This is a genomic window from Micromonospora sp. USAFONa4 (genome assembly GCF_057197825.1).
The window spans coordinates 2,178,585-2,195,197 of the sequence record NZ_CM170072.1 but is presented as its reverse complement, the minus strand read 5'-3'; the positions used below and the strand labels follow the sequence as shown (position 1 = coordinate 2,195,197).

General features: G+C 73.1%; 15 protein-coding genes, 1 tRNA gene and 2 pseudogenes. 7 read left to right on the top strand and 11 right to left on the bottom strand.

Going from position 1 to position 16,613, the window contains the following annotated elements; translation table 11 throughout:
- The first annotated feature begins 490 nt into the window (after positions 1 to 490).
- Positions 491 to 820: a hypothetical protein gene (locus tag AC0OO9_RS09150; protein WP_484516922.1), complete on the top strand. Its 330-nt coding sequence runs from the start codon at positions 491 to 493 to the stop codon at positions 818 to 820.
- Positions 821 to 1,054: 234 nt separating this feature from the next.
- Here the strand turns inward: AC0OO9_RS09150 and AC0OO9_RS09145 are convergent, their stop codons facing one another.
- Together AC0OO9_RS09145 and AC0OO9_RS09140 are read right to left on the bottom strand one after the other, a co-directional pair.
- On the bottom strand, positions 1,055 to 1,309 hold the full coding sequence (locus AC0OO9_RS09145; protein WP_484516920.1) for a hypothetical protein: 255 nt from the start codon (positions 1,307 to 1,309) through the stop codon (positions 1,055 to 1,057).
- Positions 1,310 to 1,824: 515 nt separating this feature from the next.
- Complete coding sequence (locus AC0OO9_RS09140) at positions 1,825 to 2,274, bottom strand: mycothiol transferase (RefSeq protein ID WP_484516919.1); 450 nt, start codon at positions 2,272 to 2,274, stop codon at positions 1,825 to 1,827.
- A gap of 63 nt (positions 2,275 to 2,337) precedes the next feature.
- On the opposite strand from AC0OO9_RS09140, the gene AC0OO9_RS09135 reads away from it, so the two are divergent.
- Positions 2,338 to 3,243 (top strand): Gfo/Idh/MocA family protein, encoded by a 906-nt coding sequence (locus tag AC0OO9_RS09135; RefSeq protein WP_484517895.1) that lies wholly within the window; start codon positions 2,338 to 2,340, stop codon positions 3,241 to 3,243.
- Between the two features lie 2 nt (positions 3,244 to 3,245).
- Here the strand turns inward: AC0OO9_RS09135 and AC0OO9_RS09130 are convergent, their stop codons facing one another.
- On the bottom strand, positions 3,246 to 3,437 hold the full coding sequence (locus AC0OO9_RS09130) for a DUF2795 domain-containing protein (RefSeq protein WP_132231166.1): 192 nt from the start codon (positions 3,435 to 3,437) through the stop codon (positions 3,246 to 3,248).
- 90 nt (positions 3,438 to 3,527) lie between these two features.
- On the opposite strand from AC0OO9_RS09130, the gene AC0OO9_RS09125 reads away from it, so the two are divergent.
- Positions 3,528 to 4,784 carry an erythromycin esterase family protein gene (locus AC0OO9_RS09125; RefSeq protein WP_484516916.1) on the top strand — a complete coding sequence of 419 codons (1,257 nt, stop codon included), beginning with the start codon at positions 3,528 to 3,530 and terminating at the stop codon, positions 4,782 to 4,784.
- A gap of 112 nt (positions 4,785 to 4,896) precedes the next feature.
- On the opposite strand, the pseudogene AC0OO9_RS09120 reads toward AC0OO9_RS09125, so the two are convergent.
- The 4 genes and pseudogenes from AC0OO9_RS09120 to AC0OO9_RS09105 form a co-directional block, all read right to left on the bottom strand.
- Positions 4,897 to 6,033: pseudogene (locus AC0OO9_RS09120) on the bottom strand (MMPL family transporter); the annotation flags it as partial.
- Positions 6,034 to 6,051: 18 nt separating this feature from the next.
- Positions 6,052 to 7,119, bottom strand: a pseudogene (locus AC0OO9_RS09115) (MMPL family transporter); the annotation flags it as partial.
- Positions 7,120 to 7,157: 38 nt separating this feature from the next.
- Positions 7,158 to 7,703, bottom strand: a complete 546-nt coding sequence (locus AC0OO9_RS09110; protein WP_484516914.1) for a TetR/AcrR family transcriptional regulator — start codon at positions 7,701 to 7,703, stop codon at positions 7,158 to 7,160.
- Positions 7,704 to 7,801: 98 nt separating this feature from the next.
- Positions 7,802 to 8,254: a winged helix-turn-helix transcriptional regulator gene (locus AC0OO9_RS09105; protein ID WP_484516912.1), complete on the bottom strand. Its 453-nt coding sequence runs from the start codon at positions 8,252 to 8,254 to the stop codon at positions 7,802 to 7,804.
- A gap of 153 nt (positions 8,255 to 8,407) precedes the next feature.
- Between AC0OO9_RS09105 and AC0OO9_RS09100 the strand changes: the two genes are divergently transcribed.
- From AC0OO9_RS09100 to AC0OO9_RS09085, 4 genes are all read left to right on the top strand, one after another.
- On the top strand, positions 8,408 to 9,205 hold the full coding sequence (locus AC0OO9_RS09100; protein ID WP_484516910.1) for an isocitrate lyase/PEP mutase family protein: 798 nt from the start codon (positions 8,408 to 8,410) through the stop codon (positions 9,203 to 9,205).
- Positions 9,206 to 9,236: 31 nt separating this feature from the next.
- Entirely contained in the window at positions 9,237 to 10,196 is a 960-nt protein-coding gene (ligD, locus tag AC0OO9_RS09095; RefSeq protein ID WP_484516908.1) for a non-homologous end-joining DNA ligase, read from the top strand.
- Positions 10,197 to 10,555: 359 nt separating this feature from the next.
- Entirely contained in the window at positions 10,556 to 11,107 is a 552-nt protein-coding gene (locus AC0OO9_RS09090; protein WP_484516906.1) for an anthrone oxygenase family protein, read from the top strand.
- A gap of 151 nt (positions 11,108 to 11,258) precedes the next feature.
- Positions 11,259 to 13,490, top strand: coding sequence for an outer membrane protein assembly factor BamB family protein (locus AC0OO9_RS09085; RefSeq protein ID WP_484516904.1), 2,232 nt, complete (start codon positions 11,259 to 11,261; stop codon positions 13,488 to 13,490).
- Positions 13,491 to 13,772: 282 nt separating this feature from the next.
- Here AC0OO9_RS09085 and AC0OO9_RS09080 read toward each other — a convergent pair.
- The 4 genes from AC0OO9_RS09080 to AC0OO9_RS09065 form a co-directional block, all read right to left on the bottom strand.
- Positions 13,773 to 13,847: transfer RNA gene (locus tag AC0OO9_RS09080), tRNA-Arg, on the bottom strand.
- Between the two features lie 264 nt (positions 13,848 to 14,111).
- Entirely contained in the window at positions 14,112 to 14,804 is a 693-nt protein-coding gene (locus AC0OO9_RS09075; protein WP_484516902.1) for a winged helix-turn-helix domain-containing protein, read from the bottom strand.
- A 231-nt stretch (positions 14,805 to 15,035) separates the two neighbouring features.
- A complete protein-coding gene (locus AC0OO9_RS09070) occupies positions 15,036 to 15,698 on the bottom strand; it encodes a DUF305 domain-containing protein (RefSeq protein ID WP_484516900.1) in 663 nt (220 codons plus the stop codon).
- A gap of 8 nt (positions 15,699 to 15,706) precedes the next feature.
- On the bottom strand, positions 15,707 to 16,573 hold the full coding sequence (locus AC0OO9_RS09065) for a thioredoxin-like domain-containing protein (protein ID WP_484516898.1): 867 nt from the start codon (positions 16,571 to 16,573) through the stop codon (positions 15,707 to 15,709).
- Positions 16,574 to 16,613: the final 40 nt, after the last annotated feature.

The following is a 16,613-nucleotide window of genomic DNA, read 5'->3' as shown; positions in this document are numbered from 1 at the left end:
TTGGCGCGTGAGGAGTACAGGAGCCCGACCATCGACGCGTCGATGCTCCCCACTACCCCCCCCGGCTGAACTACCCGGGGGACGACGCGATCACGCTCCAGCGGGTCACGGATACGACCTGTCCGCGCCTCACCTGTCCACGCCTGTCCGCGTCGATGCATGGTCCTCATGTTCACCCAGGTCAAAGTGGGCGTCCGGACAGGCGCGGACAGGTGACATGCCCGGAGCTGTCCGAACAGCTACTCCGGCCAGAGAAGAAAGCCCAGTTCAGCCCCTGTTTTGGCTGTCCCGGACAGCTGCACCTGTCCGGGAGGAGGGGAGCTACGTAGTACTCCCCTCCGTCCGTCCGGGGACAAAGGGACAGGACGGAGCCGGCCAGAGAAGAACAACAAGATCCACACCGACGCGGCGGCCAGAGGGCACCTCTCTCCTGGCCGCCGGGCCATACCCTGGCCGCCTGTGTCAGCACCGTCCGAAGGAGACAGACCGCATGACCGATCCCATCGTGATCTCCGTAGCCAAGCCGCTCTGGACGACCTGGGGGGCGGACCGGAAGCTAACCAGGATGAGCCGACAGGGGCTTGCCATGCGGTCCACGGACCAGCTCCGCGAAGACCTCTCATTCATGGAGGAGACGGCGGAGGACGTGAAAGCGGAGGTGGTATACGGCCTCTGGATGGACGGCTCGCAGAACCTCCCCCGGCCCATCACGGAGAAGGGCCTGGTGCCCGAGGAGGAGTTGTACGCCCTAGGCGAGACGCCGGAAGAGGCCCTGAGGAAGGGCCAGAAGATGCGGGCCAACCTGGCGGCCCGCATCTAGGAGGAGCTGGATAACCGGAACTGACTCCTCCCTGGCCGCCTGGCCCGCTGAGGGGCGGGGCTGGGCGGTCGCCCAACGAATTCCCCAGGCCAGGGACCTTCTTCTTCTGGTTCGGCCCTGGCTAGGCGGGAGGCCTTCCGGGGCCGGAGAGGAATCTCCGGCCCGGGTAACCCCGGCATGATGATGACGTTGGTGAAGCCGGGGCCGGAGATGAAGTCCGGCCCCGGCTCCAGGCTAGGTGCGCCTCCTGCTGGGCCGCCTCCGCAGCATCACCGTGATGGCGCTGATGGCAGCAACACCAACCCCGCCGATCGTGGCGATGGCGGCCTGCCCGACGGCGTCGATCTGCGGGCCGTGCGCCAGGGCAATCCAAAGCACCGCCCCGACCGGCACGAACACCACCAGCACAAGCGCCCAGATCGGGATGTTCTCCGGGCTCAGCAGCCCCCCGGGCTGGTCCTGCCCGGTCTCTCTCGTTACCGTGGTCACCTGGTCTCGTTCCTCCTGATAGCTGGTCCTTGGCTCGGACATTGGTGGACGCGACCGTTCAAGGCGGCCCCCGGGTTGCACCCCGGGGGACCCGCCGCCTTGACCCACTCATGCGGGCCGATCGCTCTGTCCGGAGACTGTATCGCCCGGGTATTACTGAAATCCCGCCCCGCGCGTTCGGCAGATGCCGCCGAACAAACTGCCGAACAAGCGCCGAACACGAGTCACCCCGCTCCGTGCTGGTCAGGTGAGTGCGCTTTGACTGGTCGGGACGCCTCTCGCCATGTCGAAAACCTCCTCCTTCGGGTGGGTGAGCCTGCCCGGGAAGGTCACCTGATGGACCTCGCCGAAGGGTCACCCGGTGGTCGTTTGGATCGCGCCATCGCCACTGATGCAGGCACTGCCTGGGACGCCCATGAACACCTTGCACGTCCCACCCCTGCCGCTGGCGGGCCAGTCGTCCGTCATCGGCGGTTGACTTTCACCACCCACTGCGCTCAGCGCATAACCACAGCTCAGCGCGCCTCGGGACGGGACCGCCTCGCGTGACCGTCCACGGCATCCCCCACGACGACGCCCCGCTGCTCCGCGCCGGCCCGGTCCTCATCGCCGCCATCGTGCGCCTGCCGGGGGCGCCGGAAACCTAGCCGGTTGCCGGCGTCGAGGGCAGCCTGCTCCACCCGCTGGCGGTGGTCCCGCCACCACGGCTCGTCAGCGGGTGGCAGGTTGTCGTTGCCGGGTAGCAGCCCGGCCGCGCCGTCGACCAGCTCGCGCACGATGTCCGCGTGGCCGGCGTGCCGTTGTGTCTCCGCGACGACGTGGACCAGGACGCGGTGCAGCGTGACCGTGGCATCGCCCCACCACGGCACCCGGCCGACGTCGTCGAGCGTGAGGGCTTCGATGGTGGTGTCGGCGTGGAGGCTGGCGCGACGGTACAACGCGGGCGCGCCGACGACATCAGGCACAGGGTCCGGCGTGGCGCATGGCCGCGGGTACCGTGGTGTGACGCGACGACGGTGGAGGTGCTCGTGGTGCGGTTCGGGTTGTTCGGCACCGGTCACTGGGCGGCCGAGACGCACGCCGCGGCGCTGCACGCGCACCCGGGCGTCGCGTTCGCCGGCGTGTGGGGCCGGGACCCGCGCAAGGCCGCGGCCCTGGCCGAGCGCTACGGAGTGCCGGCGTTCGACGACGTCGACGCGCTCATCGACGCCTGCGACGCGGTCGCCGTGGCCCTCCCACCGGACGTCCAGGCCGACATCGCGGTCCGCGCGGCCACCGCCGGCCGGCACCTGCTGCTGGACAAGCCGCTCGCGTTGAGCGTGGCCGACGCCGACCGGGTGGTCGACGCCGCGCAGGCGGCGGGCGTCGCCTCGGTGGTCTTCTTCACCGGTCGCTACCGGCCCGACGTGGCCGCCTTCCTCGCCTCGACGGCCGCCGTCGGCGGGTGGCACACCGCCAGGGCGCTCTGGTTCGCGTCCATCTTCCGGCCCGGCAGCCCCTACGGCGCCTCGTCCTGGCGCCGGGAGCACGGCGCGCTGTGGGACATCGGCCCGCACGCGCTGTCGTTCGTCCTGCCGGTGCTCGGTCGGGTCACCCGCGTCGCCGCGATGGACGGGCCGCGTGGGCTCGTCCACCTGCTCCTCACCCACGACGGGGGCGCGACCAGCACGGTGTCGCTGACCCTGGACGGCCCGCAGGAGGCGGTGGCCCGGGAGTTCGTCTTCTACGGCGAGAACGGCGTCGAGACCGCTCCGGCGGGCCAGGGCGACGCGGCGACCGCCCTCGGGGTGGCGATCGACCAACTGCTGGAGGAGATCGGCTCGGGCACCCGGGACCACCGCTGCGACGTGCGCTTCGGCCGCGAGGTCGTGGCCGTGCTCGCCGCCGCCGAGACCGCCCGCGCCGAGGGGCGCACCGTCGACCTGCCGAGCTGAGGTCAGGCCAGCGTGTTCAGGGCCTCGCTCAGCTCGGCGGGGGAGTCGAACTCCTCCGCCGGCAGGGCCCGGAGCGTCTGGAGCATCGCCGTGCTGACCCCGTTCTCCTGGCCCCAGCGGACCAGGTCCTCCCGGGAGACCGGGTAGTCGAGCCCGGCCAGGTACTCCTGCAACTGCACGCCGGTGACGGTCATGCCGGCGGCCTACCCGCTCAGCCCGCCGGCACACGCCCGCCGATCGACGTTCGGCGGTTTGCTCCGGCGGCGCGCCGGGTAGCCGCCGGCATGCTGGTTCAGCGGCTCGGCGCGCCGAGCGACTTCGACCCGTTGCTGGAGCGCGTCCGGGACGCCCGGATCGTGATGATCGGCGAGGCGACGCACGGCAACTACGACTACTACCGCCTGCGCGAACAGCTCACCCGCCGGCTGATCGCCGAGTGCGGGTTCTCCTTCGTGGCCGTGGAGGGGGACTGGCCCGACTGCGACCGGGTGCACCGCTCGGTGACCGCCGCCCCGGGCGGGGCCGCCGACCCGCGCGTCGCGCTGGAGCGCTTCGAGCGCTGGCCGACCTGGATGTGGGCGAACGCCGAGGTGACCCGCTTCTGCTCCTGGCTGCGGGCGTGGAACGTGGAGCGGCCCCAGGACGCCCGGGCCGGCTTCCACGGCCTGGACGTCTACAGCCTGTGGGAGTCCATGCAGGCGATCTTCGACTACCTCGGCGAGGAGGACCCGGGATCGCTGGAGGCGGCACAGGACGCGTACCGCTGCTTCGAGCCGTACGGCAAGCGGGTCGAGGAGTACGGCATGGCGAGCCGGTTCGTCTCCGCCCGCTGCGAGGAGGAGGTCGTGCGCCTGCTGGCGCGTACCCGCGAACAGGCCGTCGCGGACGGCCCGGACAGCTTCTCGGCCTGGCAGAACGCGGAGGTGGTGGCCGGCGCGGAACGCTACTACCGGGCGATGGTGGGCGGCGGGCCGGAGTCGTGGAACATCCGGGACACGCACATGACGGACACCCTGGACCGGCTGCTGGAGCGCTACGGCCCGGGCGCGCGGGGCGTCGTCTGGGCGCACAACACGCACGTCGGCGACGCCCGGGCCACCGACATGGCCGCCGACGGGATGGTCAACATCGGCCAGTTGGCCCGCGATCGGCACGGCGCCGACGAGGTGGTCCTGGTCGGCTTCGGCGGCTACCGGGGCACGGTGATCGCGGCGCCCCGCTGGGGCTCGCCGGCCGAGGCGATGGTGGTGCCGCCGGCCCGCCCCGGCTCGGTCGAGCACCGGCTGCACGAGTTGATGCCCGAGCGGGCCGTGCTGGTCTTCGGCGGTGACGACCAGCCCGGCTGGGTCACCGGAACCGCCGACCACCGGGCGATCGGGGTGGTCTACGACCCGTCCTTCGAGTCGTGGGGAAACTACGTGCCGACCCGCCTGGGGGAGCGCTACGACGCCCTCATCTGGTGCGACGAGACCACGGCCCTGCACCCCCTCCCGGCCCTCACCACCCCGGGCGAGATGGAGACCTACCCGGCCGGCGTCTGACCCGGGCCCGCCCAGGTCCCGGCGATCATGCAGTCGTGGTGCCCGTTCCAACCGGGTTCGCCGGTTGTGCGGGGCACCACGACTGCATGATCGACCCAAGCGGTGGGGTGGGTCAGGGGTGGGCGGGGGACTTCTCGTCCAGGTGGGCGCGGAGGCCCTCGCCCTCGATGTCGACGTTGGGCAGGATCTTGTCCAGCCAACGGGGGAGCCACCAGGCCCGCTTGCCGAGCAGCGACATCACGGCCGGCACGATGGTCATCCGGACCACGAACGCGTCGATGGCGACGCCGATGGCGAGCGCGAAGCCCATCGACTTGATGACCGGGTCGTCGAGGAAGACGAAGCCGCCGAACACCGAGATCATGATCAGTGCGGCGGCGGTCACCACCCGGGCGCCGTGCCCCATCCCGTTGATGGTCGCCTGCTGCGCGGTGTCGCCGTGCACGAAGTCCTCGCGCATCCGGGAGACCAGGAAGACCTCGTAGTCCATCGCCAGGCCGAACAGGATGCCGATCAGCAGGATCGGCAGGAAGCTGACCAGCGGGCCGGGCGTGTCCAGGCCGACCAGGTCGGCGAGGTGGCCCTGCTGGAACACCGCCACGGTGATGCCGAAGGTGGCGGCGACGGTGAGCAGGAAGCCCAGCGCGGCCTTGACCGGCACCAGCAGCGAGCGGAAGACCAGCATCAGCAGCAGCACCGACAGGCCCACCACCAGCAGCAGGTACACCGGCAGGGCGTCGGAGAGCTTCTCGGAGACGTCGATGCCGATCGCGGTCGCCCCGGTCAGCAGCACGTCGACGTCGGGGAACCCGCCCACCTCCGCACGGATGTCGTTGACCAGGGTCTCGGTGGCCTCGTCGGTCGGGCCGGTCTTCGGCACCACCCCGAGCAGCGCGGTGCGGCCGTCCGGGCTGAGCTGCGGCGGGGCCACCGCGAGGACGTTCTCGGTGCGCTGGATCAGCGCGGTGACCTGCGGAATGGCGGCCGAGGTCGCCTGCGGCGTGTCACCGGCGACCACCACCGCGAGCCGGCCGGTGAAGCCGGGCCCGAAGCCCTCGGTGATCACGTCGTTCGACTCCCGGGCGGCCGAGCCGACCGGCGCGGTGCCCGCGTCCGGCAGCGCCAGCCGCATGTCGGGCGCGGGCAGGGCGAGCAGCCCCAACCCGATCAGCCCGACCAGGATGACCGGCACCCGGAACCGGGTGACGAGGCGCGCCCAGCGGAACCCGAAGCCCGACCGGTCCTCGGCCGGCGGGGTGACCGCGTCGGCGGCGGCGTCGCCCGCCCGGTCCCCGGCCGGGGCGTCCCCGGTCGGCACCGTCGAGCGCAGCTTGCGGGGCAGCACCCGGCGGCCGGCGAAGCCGAGCAGGGCCGGCTGGAGAGTGATCGCGACAAGCACCGCGACGGTGACCGTGCCGGCGGCGGCCAGACCCATCACCGTCAGGAACGGGATGTTCACCACGGCCAGCCCGGCCAGCGCGATGACTACGGTGGCGCCGGCGAAGACCACGGCCGAGCCGGCGGTGCCGACCGCGCGGCCCACCGCCTCGTCCGGTGGCAGCCCCTCCATCAGGTTCTGCCGGTAGCGGGAGGTGATGAAGAGCGAGTAGTCGATGCCGACCGCGAGGCCGAGCATCAGGGCGAGGATCGGCGCGGTGCTGCTCAGGTCGACCACGCTGCTGATCGCGAACAGACCCGCCATGCCGACGCCCACGCCGATCAGCGCGTTGAGCATCGTCATCCCGGCCGCCACCAGCGAACCGAAGGTGACCACCAGGACGATCGCGGCGACCGCCACGCCGATGGCCTCGGTCGAGCCGACCTCCGGCACGCTGCTGAGCACCTCGCCGCCGGGCGCGACCTCCCAGCCCTGGGCCTCGGCCCGCTCGCCGACCTTCTCGTACGCGTCGCGCTGGGCGTCGGTCACCTCGTCGGCGCCGGTGGCGAACTGGACCTGGACCAGTGCGTACCGGCCGTCGGGGGAGACCGCCCCCACCTGGAACGGATCGACGGCGCCGACGACGCCGGGCAGCGTGGCGGCTTCCTGGGTGAGTTCCTTCACCACGGCCTGCCCCTGCGGGCTGGCGAGCGCGCCGTCGGCCGGCGCCTTGAGCGCGATCGTGCCGGTCGCGCCGCTCGCCGCCGGGAACTGCTCGGCGAGCAGGTCCAGGGCGCGCTGCGACTCGGTGCCGGGCATGGTGAAGTTGTCGGCTATCGGGCCGCGCAGGGTCGCGGCGGCGAGGCCGAGACCGACGAGTACGACGAGCCAGATCGCCGCGACGAGTCGCCGCCGGCGCATCGAGCCCCGGCCGAGCCGGTAGAGCAGGGTGGCCATGAGTTCCTTGTCCTCGGTCGTGGATGGTTGGGTACGGATCAGTCGACGGGCTCCAGTGCCCGCCGGGCGAGTGCCAGCAGGGCGGCGCGCAGCTCCTCGTCGGGTATGTCGGCGAACTCCCCGCAGGTCTCGGAGATGCCGGCGAGCAGCACCAGCGCCACGATCCGGGCGGACGGGCGTTCCGGGTGCCCGGCGAGCGCGTCGACCAGGCGCTCGGACATCCGCTGGATGTGCGCGAAGGCGGGCTGCTTGAGCAGCTCCGGGAACTCGCCCCGGAGCAGGGCGATCTCGCGGCGGAAACGGACCGCGAGGTCGACGAAGCCCTCGGCGGCGACCCGTTGGGCGTCCGCGCCGCGATGCGCGCGGATCTGCTCGTCGAGCGCCTGGAGGACGTCGATCGCCGGGGCCATCAGCTCGGTGAGGATGGCCTCCTTGTTGGCGAAGTGGTAGAGCACCGCCGCCTTGGAGCAGCCCACCTCGCGGGCGATGTCCTGCAACGAGGTGCCCCGGTAGCCGGTCGTCGCGAAGCGTCGGGCCGCCGCCGCAAGGATCTCGTCGTGCGTCTCCGGAACCATCCGCGCCATGCCGGCCCACCTCCCGGACCAGCATGCCTGACCGATCGGTCAGACCCTGACCGATCGGTCAGATCGAGGGCGTGGCGTTCCCCACACGCGCCCGAGGTTTACCCCTCCGGGACGGGCGGAAGGTGCCCGCCGTGCGCCCGGTCGTACCTGGCCCGGGCGTCGGCGATCGCGCTGCGGTGCCGTTCCGCCCAGTGGGTCAGGGCCACCAGCGACTCGTGGAGTTCCAGCGCGATCGGGGTGGCGGTGTACTCCACCTTCGGCGGGACGGTCGGGTGGACCTTCCGGTGCAGCAGCCCGTCGCGCTCCAGGTTGCGCAGGGTCAGGGTGAGCATCCGCCGGCTGATCCCCTCCACCCGGCGTTCCAGCTCCGTGAAGCGCACCGGGCCCTGGGAGGCCGCCACGAGGATGCCGATGCTCCACTTGCCGCCCACCCGGTCGAGCACCTCGCGGACCGTGCAGGCCGTGGCCTGGCCGGGGGCGAAGGCCCCGTCGACCGCCCCGCACGCCTCGGACGCCCGCCCGCCGGTGCCGTCGCTGTTTCTCTGCGGCACGCCCATGCCTCCTCACGCTCCGCCCTCATGGTCACAGAGGGTGTTCCCCGCCGACAAACCGCGTCGCCCGTGCGCCGTCGGCGGCGGAGCGGCAAGTCCATCGACACGGATCCGGGGCTGCGGCCCGGGCGCCGGTCCGCCGAGAATCGCCGTATGACCGACGACCTCGCCGTCCGGGCGGCGGCGCTGCGCACGCTGCACCGGCCCGGTGACCCGCTGATCCTGCCCAACGCCTGGGACGCCAGCTCCGCCCGCCAGGTCGCCGCCGCCGGCTTCCCGGCCGTGGCCACCAGCAGCAGCGCCGTAGCCGAGGCGCTCGGCCACGCCGACGGCGAGGCCACCCCGCCGGGGGAGATGTTCGCCGCCGTGGCCCGCCTCGCCCGCGCCGTCGCCGTCCCCGTCACCGCCGACCTGGAACGGGGGTACGGGCTGCGCCCCGCAGAGCTGGTGGAGCGCCTCCTCGACGCCGGTGCGGTCGGGCTCAACCTGGAGGACTCCGACCCGCGTACCGGCCGGTCGGTGGACGCCGGGGCGCAGACCGACCTGCTCGCCGAGGTCCGGGCGGCGGCCGACGCGGCCGGGGTGCCGGTGGTGCTCAACGCCCGCATCGACGTCTTCCTCGCCGGCGGCGACGACCCCGCCGCCCTGCTCCCGGAGGCGGTCCGCCGGGCCACCCGCTACCTCGCGGCCGGCGCGGACTGCGTCTACCCGATCCTGCTCGCCGACCCGGCGATCCTGTCCGAGCTGGTGGCCGCCGTGCCCGGGGCGGTGAACGCGCTCGCCCGCCCCGGCGTCCCCACGGTGCCGGAGCTGGCCGCGCTCGGCGTGGCCCGGGTCAGCTACGGCGGGGGCCTGTACGCCGCCGCCCGCGGGCACACGCAGCGGATGCTCGACGTCGTCCGTGCCGGCGGCGATCCGTTCGCGGCGGTTCGCCCCGCCGCGTCCGGTTGACCGTCGGCCCCCGGGCCGCGAAGGTGGTCGGATGAGTGGCGCTGACGAGACCCGGGACGGGGTGTCGCTGACCAACCTCGACCAGCCGTTGTTCGACGGCGCCGACGCGACCAAGCGGGACCTGGTCGACTACCTCGACGCGGTGCACGAGCGGATCCTGCCGCAGCTGCGCGGCCGGCCGCTGTCGGTGATCCGGGTCCGGCCGGGGCAGCCGCCGTTCATGCAGAAGAACCTGCCGAAGTACACGCCGGACTGGGTGGCCCGCACGCCGGTCTGGGCCGAGGCGTCGCACCGCGAGATCTCGTACGCGCTCTGCGACGACCGGCGCACCCTGCTCTGGTTCGCCAACCAGCGCGCGGTGGAGTACCACCCCACCCTGGCCACGGTCGACGACCTGCACCGCCCCACCCACCTGGTGCTGGACCTCGATCCGCCGGAGGGGGACTCCTTCGCGCTGGCGGTCGCCGCGGCACGGCTGGTCCGGCAGGCGCTCGCCGACGCCGGGCTCGCCGGCGCGGTCAAGACCAGCGGGGCCAAGGGCGTGCACGTCTTCGTGCCGGTCGCGGAGGGCGCCACGGTGGAGGACATGGCCGCCGCGACCAGGGCGGTGGCGGCCCGCGCCGAACGGCTCGATCCGGCGCTGGCCACCACCGCCTTCATCCGCGAGGACCGGGGCGGCAAGGTGTTCGTCGACTCGACCCGGGCCGGCGGGGCGACAGTGGTGGCCGCCTACAGTCCCCGGCTGCGGCCGGGCGTGCCGGTCTCCTTCCCGGTCGACTGGGCCGACCTGGGCGACGTGACCCCGGCCGACTTCACCATCCGCACCGCCCCGGCGCTGACCGCCGGACGCGACCCCTGGGCCGAGCGGCTGCCCGCGCCGCAGCGGCTCCCGGCGGACCTGGTCGCGGAGGGGCACACCATCCCGGTGGCCCGGGTGCAGGCCATGCACGAGGGCAAGCGCCGGGCCCGCGCCCGCCGTGCCGCCGGCTGACGTACGCGCATCAGCCCCGCCCGTCACCGTCGGCCCCTGCCGGTGCCCGCCGCCGTCGCTCGTCCGTCGCCTGTCGCCCGCCGCCGCCGCTCGTCCGTCGCCTGTCGCCCGCCGCCGCCGCTCGTTCCGTCGTCCGTCGCCCGTCGCCCGCCCGGGCTACGTCGGGAGGCGACGGCCCGCCGCGTAGACGGGCGACCGGTCTACGTCGCCGTACGTCCACAGGCGACCCCGCCCTCGCGCCGTCGGGCGGCAGACGGGCCGCGGCGGCCGACCTAGCGTCGACGACGACCCAGCGGACGGCGCCGGGCCGGCCCGGCCGACGGCGCCGGGACGGCGTCGACGGATCGGCAGGAGGACCCATGACCCGCGACAGGCTCACCTGGACGGTGCTCGTCGTTCTGGTGTGGACGGCGATGATGTCGTTCGGCGGCGTCGCCGCCGAGACCGTGATGCTCTACCCGAACATCTTCGGGGACCCGCCGGCGTCGCTGGACCGGGCCCGCGAGTTCCTGGTGGCGGGCGGCCCTAGTGACTACTTCCCGCCGCTCGGCGCGACCGTCGTGCTCGCCTGCCTCGCCGCGGCGGTGCTGACCTGGCGCGACCGCCGGCTGCGCTGGTGGATCGCCGGCGCGGCCGTGGTCTTCGTCGCCTGCGAGTTCCTGTTCTCCGTGTTCTTCTTCTGGCCGCGCAACGAGATCATGTTCGTCGACCCGGTCGGCACGCACTCACCGGAGTACCTGCGTCAGGTCGCGGCCGAGTTCGTCGCCGGGCACCGGGTGCGTCTGGTGGGCGGGGCGGTGACCGCCGCGCTGGCGTTCGTCGCGCTGCTGCGCTGGGCGGGGCGGCCCGGCACGGACCAGGCCGGCCGGGCGGGACGGCGCGCCACGGCCCCGGCCGACCAGATGGCGTGATCCCGGTCCTGCAAGGAAACGAACATTTTTCCGGCGATGTTGACGATCTCCTGCGGATCTCGGCGAGATGTGCAGGAGATCGCTGGTTCGGCGGTCGTGGCCCATGCCACACTTCCCGGCATTTCCCGCGCCCGTCGGAAGGACCGCACCCATGCCATCGCCGACCGCCAACGAACCCGCCCGTCTCCCGATGGACCGCCGCCGTCTGCTCGGCCTGGGCGTCGGCGCGGTCACCGCAGCGGCCACCGGCGCGACGGTCGGCGCCGCGCCCGCGACCGCCGGCCGGCCCGCACCCCGGCCCGGTGGGCCCTGGTCGCCGGGGTTCGCGCTGCTGGGCGACACGCAGATCGACGTGGACCTGCCCGAGCGGACCGAGGGCGTGCGCTGGACGTACGAGCAGATCGCCGCCCGGAACCCGGAGGTCGTCTGCCACGTCGGGGACATCGTCGAGCACGGCTCCGTGGCCGAGTACGACACCTACCTCGACACCATCCCGGCGGCGCTGCGACCCCGGATCCGGCACGTGCCGGGCAACCACGACTGGCGCTGGGACAGCACGGCCGGCGAACGGTACGGGTCGCTGTTCGGGCCGAGCCGGTACTCGTTCGACCACGACGGCCTGCACTTCGTCGCGCTGGACCCGAGCCACCTGCTCCAGGAGCCGGGCGGGTTCGGCGAGTCCGGCATCCGGTGGCTGACCCGCGACCTGGACCGGGTGCCGCGCGGCGTGCCGATCGTCATGCTCTGCCACTTCCCGTTCGGCGGCGACAACTACTACGTCTCCGACCAGGAGCGGCTGCTGCGGCTGCTCGACCGCTACGACGTACGGGCCATGTTCGCCGGGCACGTGCACGCCGAGCAGGTGCAGCGCTTCAACGGGGTGACCCAGTTGGCGGTCGACGACACCCGCGGCTCGGCGATCTACTACTGGGTGCAGCGCACCGACGGCCCCGAGGGTGAGGTGCTGAAGGTCACGGCCGTGCAGCGGGCCGCCGACGGCAGCGCCGAGTCCCGGGCGGTGCTGGACATCCCGATCGCCGGCCCGCGTACCGCCGCCGCGCAGCGACCCCAGGCGGTCTCGCTCGACCCGGCGGGCGCGGCGCTGGCGGTGTCCGTGCGGCTCGCCCCGCACGCCCGCACCGCCAACGTGAAGGCCCAGCTCTATCCGCAGCACACCTACGGGCTCAAGGACGACGGCCAGTGGCGCAACCTGGCCCCCGACGGGGCCGGCCGCCGCTACACCGGCGGGCTGGACCTCACGTCGCTCCCGCCCGGCGAGCACCGGATGACCGTACGGGTCACCGACACCGACGGCGCCTGGCACGAGCAGACCCGCACCTTCGCTCTGCCCGACACCGCCCGGCGGCTGCGCTGGAGCGAGCAGCTCGGCGCGCCGGTGCAGGCGGGCCTGGCGGCCCGGGACGGCCTGCTGGTCGCGGCGACCACCGGCGGGAACGTTCTCGGCGCCCGGCCCACCCGCCGGGGCCTGTCCCGGCGCTGGCAGACCCGGATCGGCGCGGTGTACGGCCGGCCGGCGTTCGCCCCCGACGGCGGGACCGTCTACGTCCCCTCCGACGACCACCGCCTCCACGCCCTCGACGCGGCCACCGGCCGGCGCCGGTTCACCCACGACGCCGGTGCCCCGGTGCTCGGCAGCCCGCTGGTCACCACGGTCGACGGCCGTACCGTGGTGGTGATCTCCGCCGGCGAAACCCGGCAGGCCGTCGACGCGCGCACGGGCGACCCGGTGTGGCGGGTGGCCGGGGAGGGCATGTTCGCCGGGCGCGCCGCCAGCGACGGCACGCGGGTCTACGCCGGCGCAGGTGACGGCAACGTGTACGCCCACGACGCCCGGACCGGTGCCGTGGTCTGGTCCTTCTCCACCACCACCCGCACCACCGCCTACAGCCGCCTCATCTACGGCCCCTGGGCGGACAACCTGGAGGTGCTGCCCAACGGGCTGGTCCTGGTGTCCACCGTGGCCAGCGCGTTCGCGCTGGACCCCGCGACCGGGGAACCCCGCTGGTCGATGGCCGGCTCCTACGTCTACGCCCCGAAGCTCATGCTGGACGGCGGCGACGTGCTGATGTTCGACGACGGCGGTCGCACCGCCTCCCGGGTGGACCCGGCCACCGGCCAGGCCCGCTGGTCAGCCGGGCTGGGTGCCCGCCCGGTCAGCACCGGCGCGGCGATCCACGACGGCGTCGCGTGGACCCCGACGACCACGGGACTGCTGGTCGGGCTCGACGTGGCCACCGGGGCCGTCCGCTCCCGGTTGCAACTGACGACCAGCGCCTACTGCTACAGCCCGCCGGTCGTCATCGGCGACCTGCTGCTGGTCGGCGACCAGGACGGTTTCCTGCACGGCCTCGCCGCCGACTGACCCCCGTGGCGGTGCGGCACCGCATGCTCGACGCGGTGCCGCCCGCCCGCACCCGGTCCGTGGCCGGGTGTCCGCGCGGACGGCGGCTGTGGGCGGCCCGGGTGACACCGCACCCCGGGCCGCAGCAGTGCATCGCTGCGCGGGGAACGGGCTTGCCGCAGCCCCGGACACGGAAATGCCCGACGACACCTGTCGTCGGGCATTTTGCGTGATGGTCGTCGTTCGAAGATCGACGGAGGGGACGGTCAACCTCGGATGAGCGAGACGTTGACTGGTGTGGTGTGGTGCCCCCGGCAGGATTCGAACCTGCGCCCCCGCCTCCGGAGGGCGGTGCTCTATCCCCTGAGCTACGGGGGCTCAGCGACTGGAGAAGACTAGCAAACGTCTCCCCGGAACGCCGAATCGGTGCCGGGTGCCCGCCCTCGTGTCGCCCCGCCCTGCTGGTGTCAGTCGCCGCAGGCCGGTGACGGGTGCCGCCCTGTTCCACCCGCGTCGAATGTCGCTGCCGGAAAGCCCTCCGGCCGGCACGAGTGGAACCTCACGGGTTCCTCCGGGCGCCGGATGCACCCATGACGTTCCACTCGCCGATGCCGCTGGCTGGTGCGGGGGCGGCGCGGGTGGTCAGGCGGCGATGGCGCGGCCGCAGCTCGGCAGCGGGTGCAGCACGATGCGGCGGGGCAGGCGCCGGGGCCATTCGTTGCGGGGCCAGGAGCCGTCGACGATCAGGTGCACGGTCCGCTGCTCCTCGCCGCTGAGCCGCAGCACGAAGTCGCGCGGGAGCGGCGGGTCGACCGACGGGGTGGTGATCATGAAGCGCACCCGGCCTCGGGAGGAGACGGCGGAGATGACGTCCGCCGCGGGCATCGTGCCCCGCAGGCGTACGCGGCCGATCCAGTAGACCTCGGCGAGGTGTTCCTGCGCCGCCCGGGTGATGGCCGGGTACTCGCTGCGCACCCAGCGTTCCACCGCGCCGACGCAGAGGCCGCAGGCCCGTTCCCGGGGCTCCCGGGGGCCCAGCCCCCAGGCCCGCAGGTACGCACCCACGGCCCCGGCGTCCATGGACGGCTCGAAGCGGTGCTGGATGAGTGTGTGCAGGCTCTGCCGCGTCCACAGCTCCTCGTCCAGGCCCAGCTCGTCGGGATGGACGCCCCGCAGGATGTCGATGAGTTCGAGCTCCTGTTCGCGGCTGAGCGTTCCCGGCTCGCCCTGCCGCTGTCCGCGACGGACGGCTGCCACCGCCCCGTCACCGCCGATGGTGTGGCGCCGGCACCAGCTGGTGACCGAACGCCGTGCGTCTCTCAGTGCAACCCCCACGTCCTGCGCAACGAGCCCGAATCGCAACTGGTCACGATATGTGTGGAGAAAACTCTCTTAGTGTCGCAATAGGGTGGATCGTGCATGACCCCGCATACCGCTCAAAGCGGACAGAGGGTGACGGGTGGCCGGCACCCTGAGGGGGCCGGGATGACGAGAGGTCCGCGTCGGCCGGGTGAAGCGGCGGCGACGCGGACCTCTCGATCGGACGACGGTGCGGTGGCGGCGGGGTCAGCCGCCCACCCGCTTCAGCGCGTTCTGGAGATTGGTGAGGTCGTTGCGCTGGGTGTTCTTCATGGTCTGCGCGGTCCTGACGACGTCGGGCTCGTCGCTGACGTCGAGGATGCCGTCGATCATGTGGATGCCGCCCAGGTGATGCTTGATCATCAGTTGCAGGAAGAGGACGTCCAACTCCCGGCCCTCGGCCGCGTGCAGCTTCGCCATCTCCTCGGGGGTGGCCATGCCCGGCATGAGGCCGTTCCTGACCAGACCGGAGCCGTCGGACATCCACGACATCGGCGGCTCGCTACCCGCCGGGTCGAGCCCCCACGAGCGCAGCCACGTGTGCATGGTGCCGATCTCGCCCTGCTGGGAGGTGGCGATGTCGCCGCCGATGCTGCGGACCTCCGGGTCGCTGCCCTCGTCGAAGGCGACCAGGCCCATCTCCACCGCCTGCGCGTGGTGGGTCAGCATGTCCCGGGCGAAGCCCGCCTCCGCCGAGGCGTCGCCCGGCCGGGTGAGCCGGGGGGTCAGCATGCCACCGGCGTACCCGAGGAGCAGCCCGACCACGACGGCCAGGGCCAGCGCGGCCGTGCCCCAGCGGGCCGGCGACCGCCGCTCCTCCGGAGCCGGGCTGGCCGGCTCGCTGGTCTCGGTCATGGTCGGGATGCTCATCGCTCTCCTCAGCCCTGCGGCATCTGCTGGGCGTCGTCGCGCGGCGTGGTGCCGGTGGCGGTGATGCCCTGGCTGCACAGCGCGGTCGGCCCCTCGATCGAGGCGTTGACCCGCAGCGTCTTGATGAACTCGTCGATGCGGCCGTCGTCGGCGTTGTCGACCTTGAGCTGGTAGCCCCAGGCCTGGAGGGAGATCGGCTTGTCCAGCCCCTCGAACGGGCTGAGCATCAGCTTCTCCTTGCCCCGCACCTTGTCGGCGAGCTTCGTCACCTGGTCGGCGGGCAGGTCCGGGCGGTAGGTAATCCAGACCGTGCCGTGCTCCAGGCTGTGCACCGCGTGCTCGTTGGCGATCTGGGCGGGGTAGACGTCACCCATGCAGTTCTGCCAGGCCGCGTTGTGCGGGCCGGCCACCGGCGGAAGCACCGTGTAGGTGAGGGGCCCCGTCTTGTGGTTGCCGCCGGACACGAGGTCCTTGTCCTTCTCGCGGTAGTTGACGATGCCGTCGATCGCGTCCGCCCGGTCCTCCCAGGGCTTGGCGCCCTGGAACGTCGCCCAGGCGCCGTAGCCGATGATCGCCACGGCCAGCACACCCACGGCGACGAAGAGCGCGATCGGCCCCCACGAGCGGCCCTGGCTCACCTTCACCGGGGCGATGGGCTTGCGGCCCTTGCCCCCGGCGCCGGGGCGGGTGCCCGTCGGCTTGCCGGACCCGGCCTTGGCGCCGGTGGAACCGGTCTTCGCGCCGGTGGAACCGGGCTTGGCGCCGCCGGACCCGGTCTTGGCGCCTGCTGCCGGCCGGCCCGCTGCCGGCTTCTTGCCGGTGCTGACCACGTTCGGGCGCCGCTCGGGGCCGCCACCCGGTGTGCTGATGCTCATCGTGCCTCGTCAGGTCGGTCGGTCAGGGGATCCGGCGGGC

Excerpts from the sequence above, each read along its gene's own strand:
- AC0OO9_RS09150 (WP_484516922.1), top strand. The coding sequence starts at position 491 with ATGACCGATCCCATCGTGATCTCCGTAGCCAAGCCGCTCTGGACGACC.
- AC0OO9_RS09130 (WP_132231166.1), bottom strand. The coding sequence starts at position 3,437 with ATGACCGTCACCGGCGTGCAGTTGCAGGAGTACCTGGCCGGGCTCGAC.
- AC0OO9_RS09125 (WP_484516916.1), top strand. The coding sequence starts at position 3,528 with ATGCTGGTTCAGCGGCTCGGCGCGCCGAGCGACTTCGACCCGTTGCTG.
- AC0OO9_RS09110 (WP_484516914.1), bottom strand. The coding sequence starts at position 7,703 with ATGGCGCGGATGGTTCCGGAGACGCACGACGAGATCCTTGCGGCGGCG.
- AC0OO9_RS09100 (WP_484516910.1), top strand. The coding sequence starts at position 8,408 with ATGACCGACGACCTCGCCGTCCGGGCGGCGGCGCTGCGCACGCTGCAC.
- ligD (WP_484516908.1), top strand. The coding sequence starts at position 9,237 with ATGAGTGGCGCTGACGAGACCCGGGACGGGGTGTCGCTGACCAACCTC.
- AC0OO9_RS09090 (WP_484516906.1), top strand. The coding sequence starts at position 10,556 with ATGACCCGCGACAGGCTCACCTGGACGGTGCTCGTCGTTCTGGTGTGG.
- AC0OO9_RS09085 (WP_484516904.1), top strand. The coding sequence starts at position 11,259 with ATGCCATCGCCGACCGCCAACGAACCCGCCCGTCTCCCGATGGACCGC.
- AC0OO9_RS09070 (WP_484516900.1), bottom strand. The coding sequence starts at position 15,698 with ATGAGCATCCCGACCATGACCGAGACCAGCGAGCCGGCCAGCCCGGCT.
- AC0OO9_RS09065 (WP_484516898.1), bottom strand. The coding sequence starts at position 16,573 with ATGAGCATCAGCACACCGGGTGGCGGCCCCGAGCGGCGCCCGAACGTG.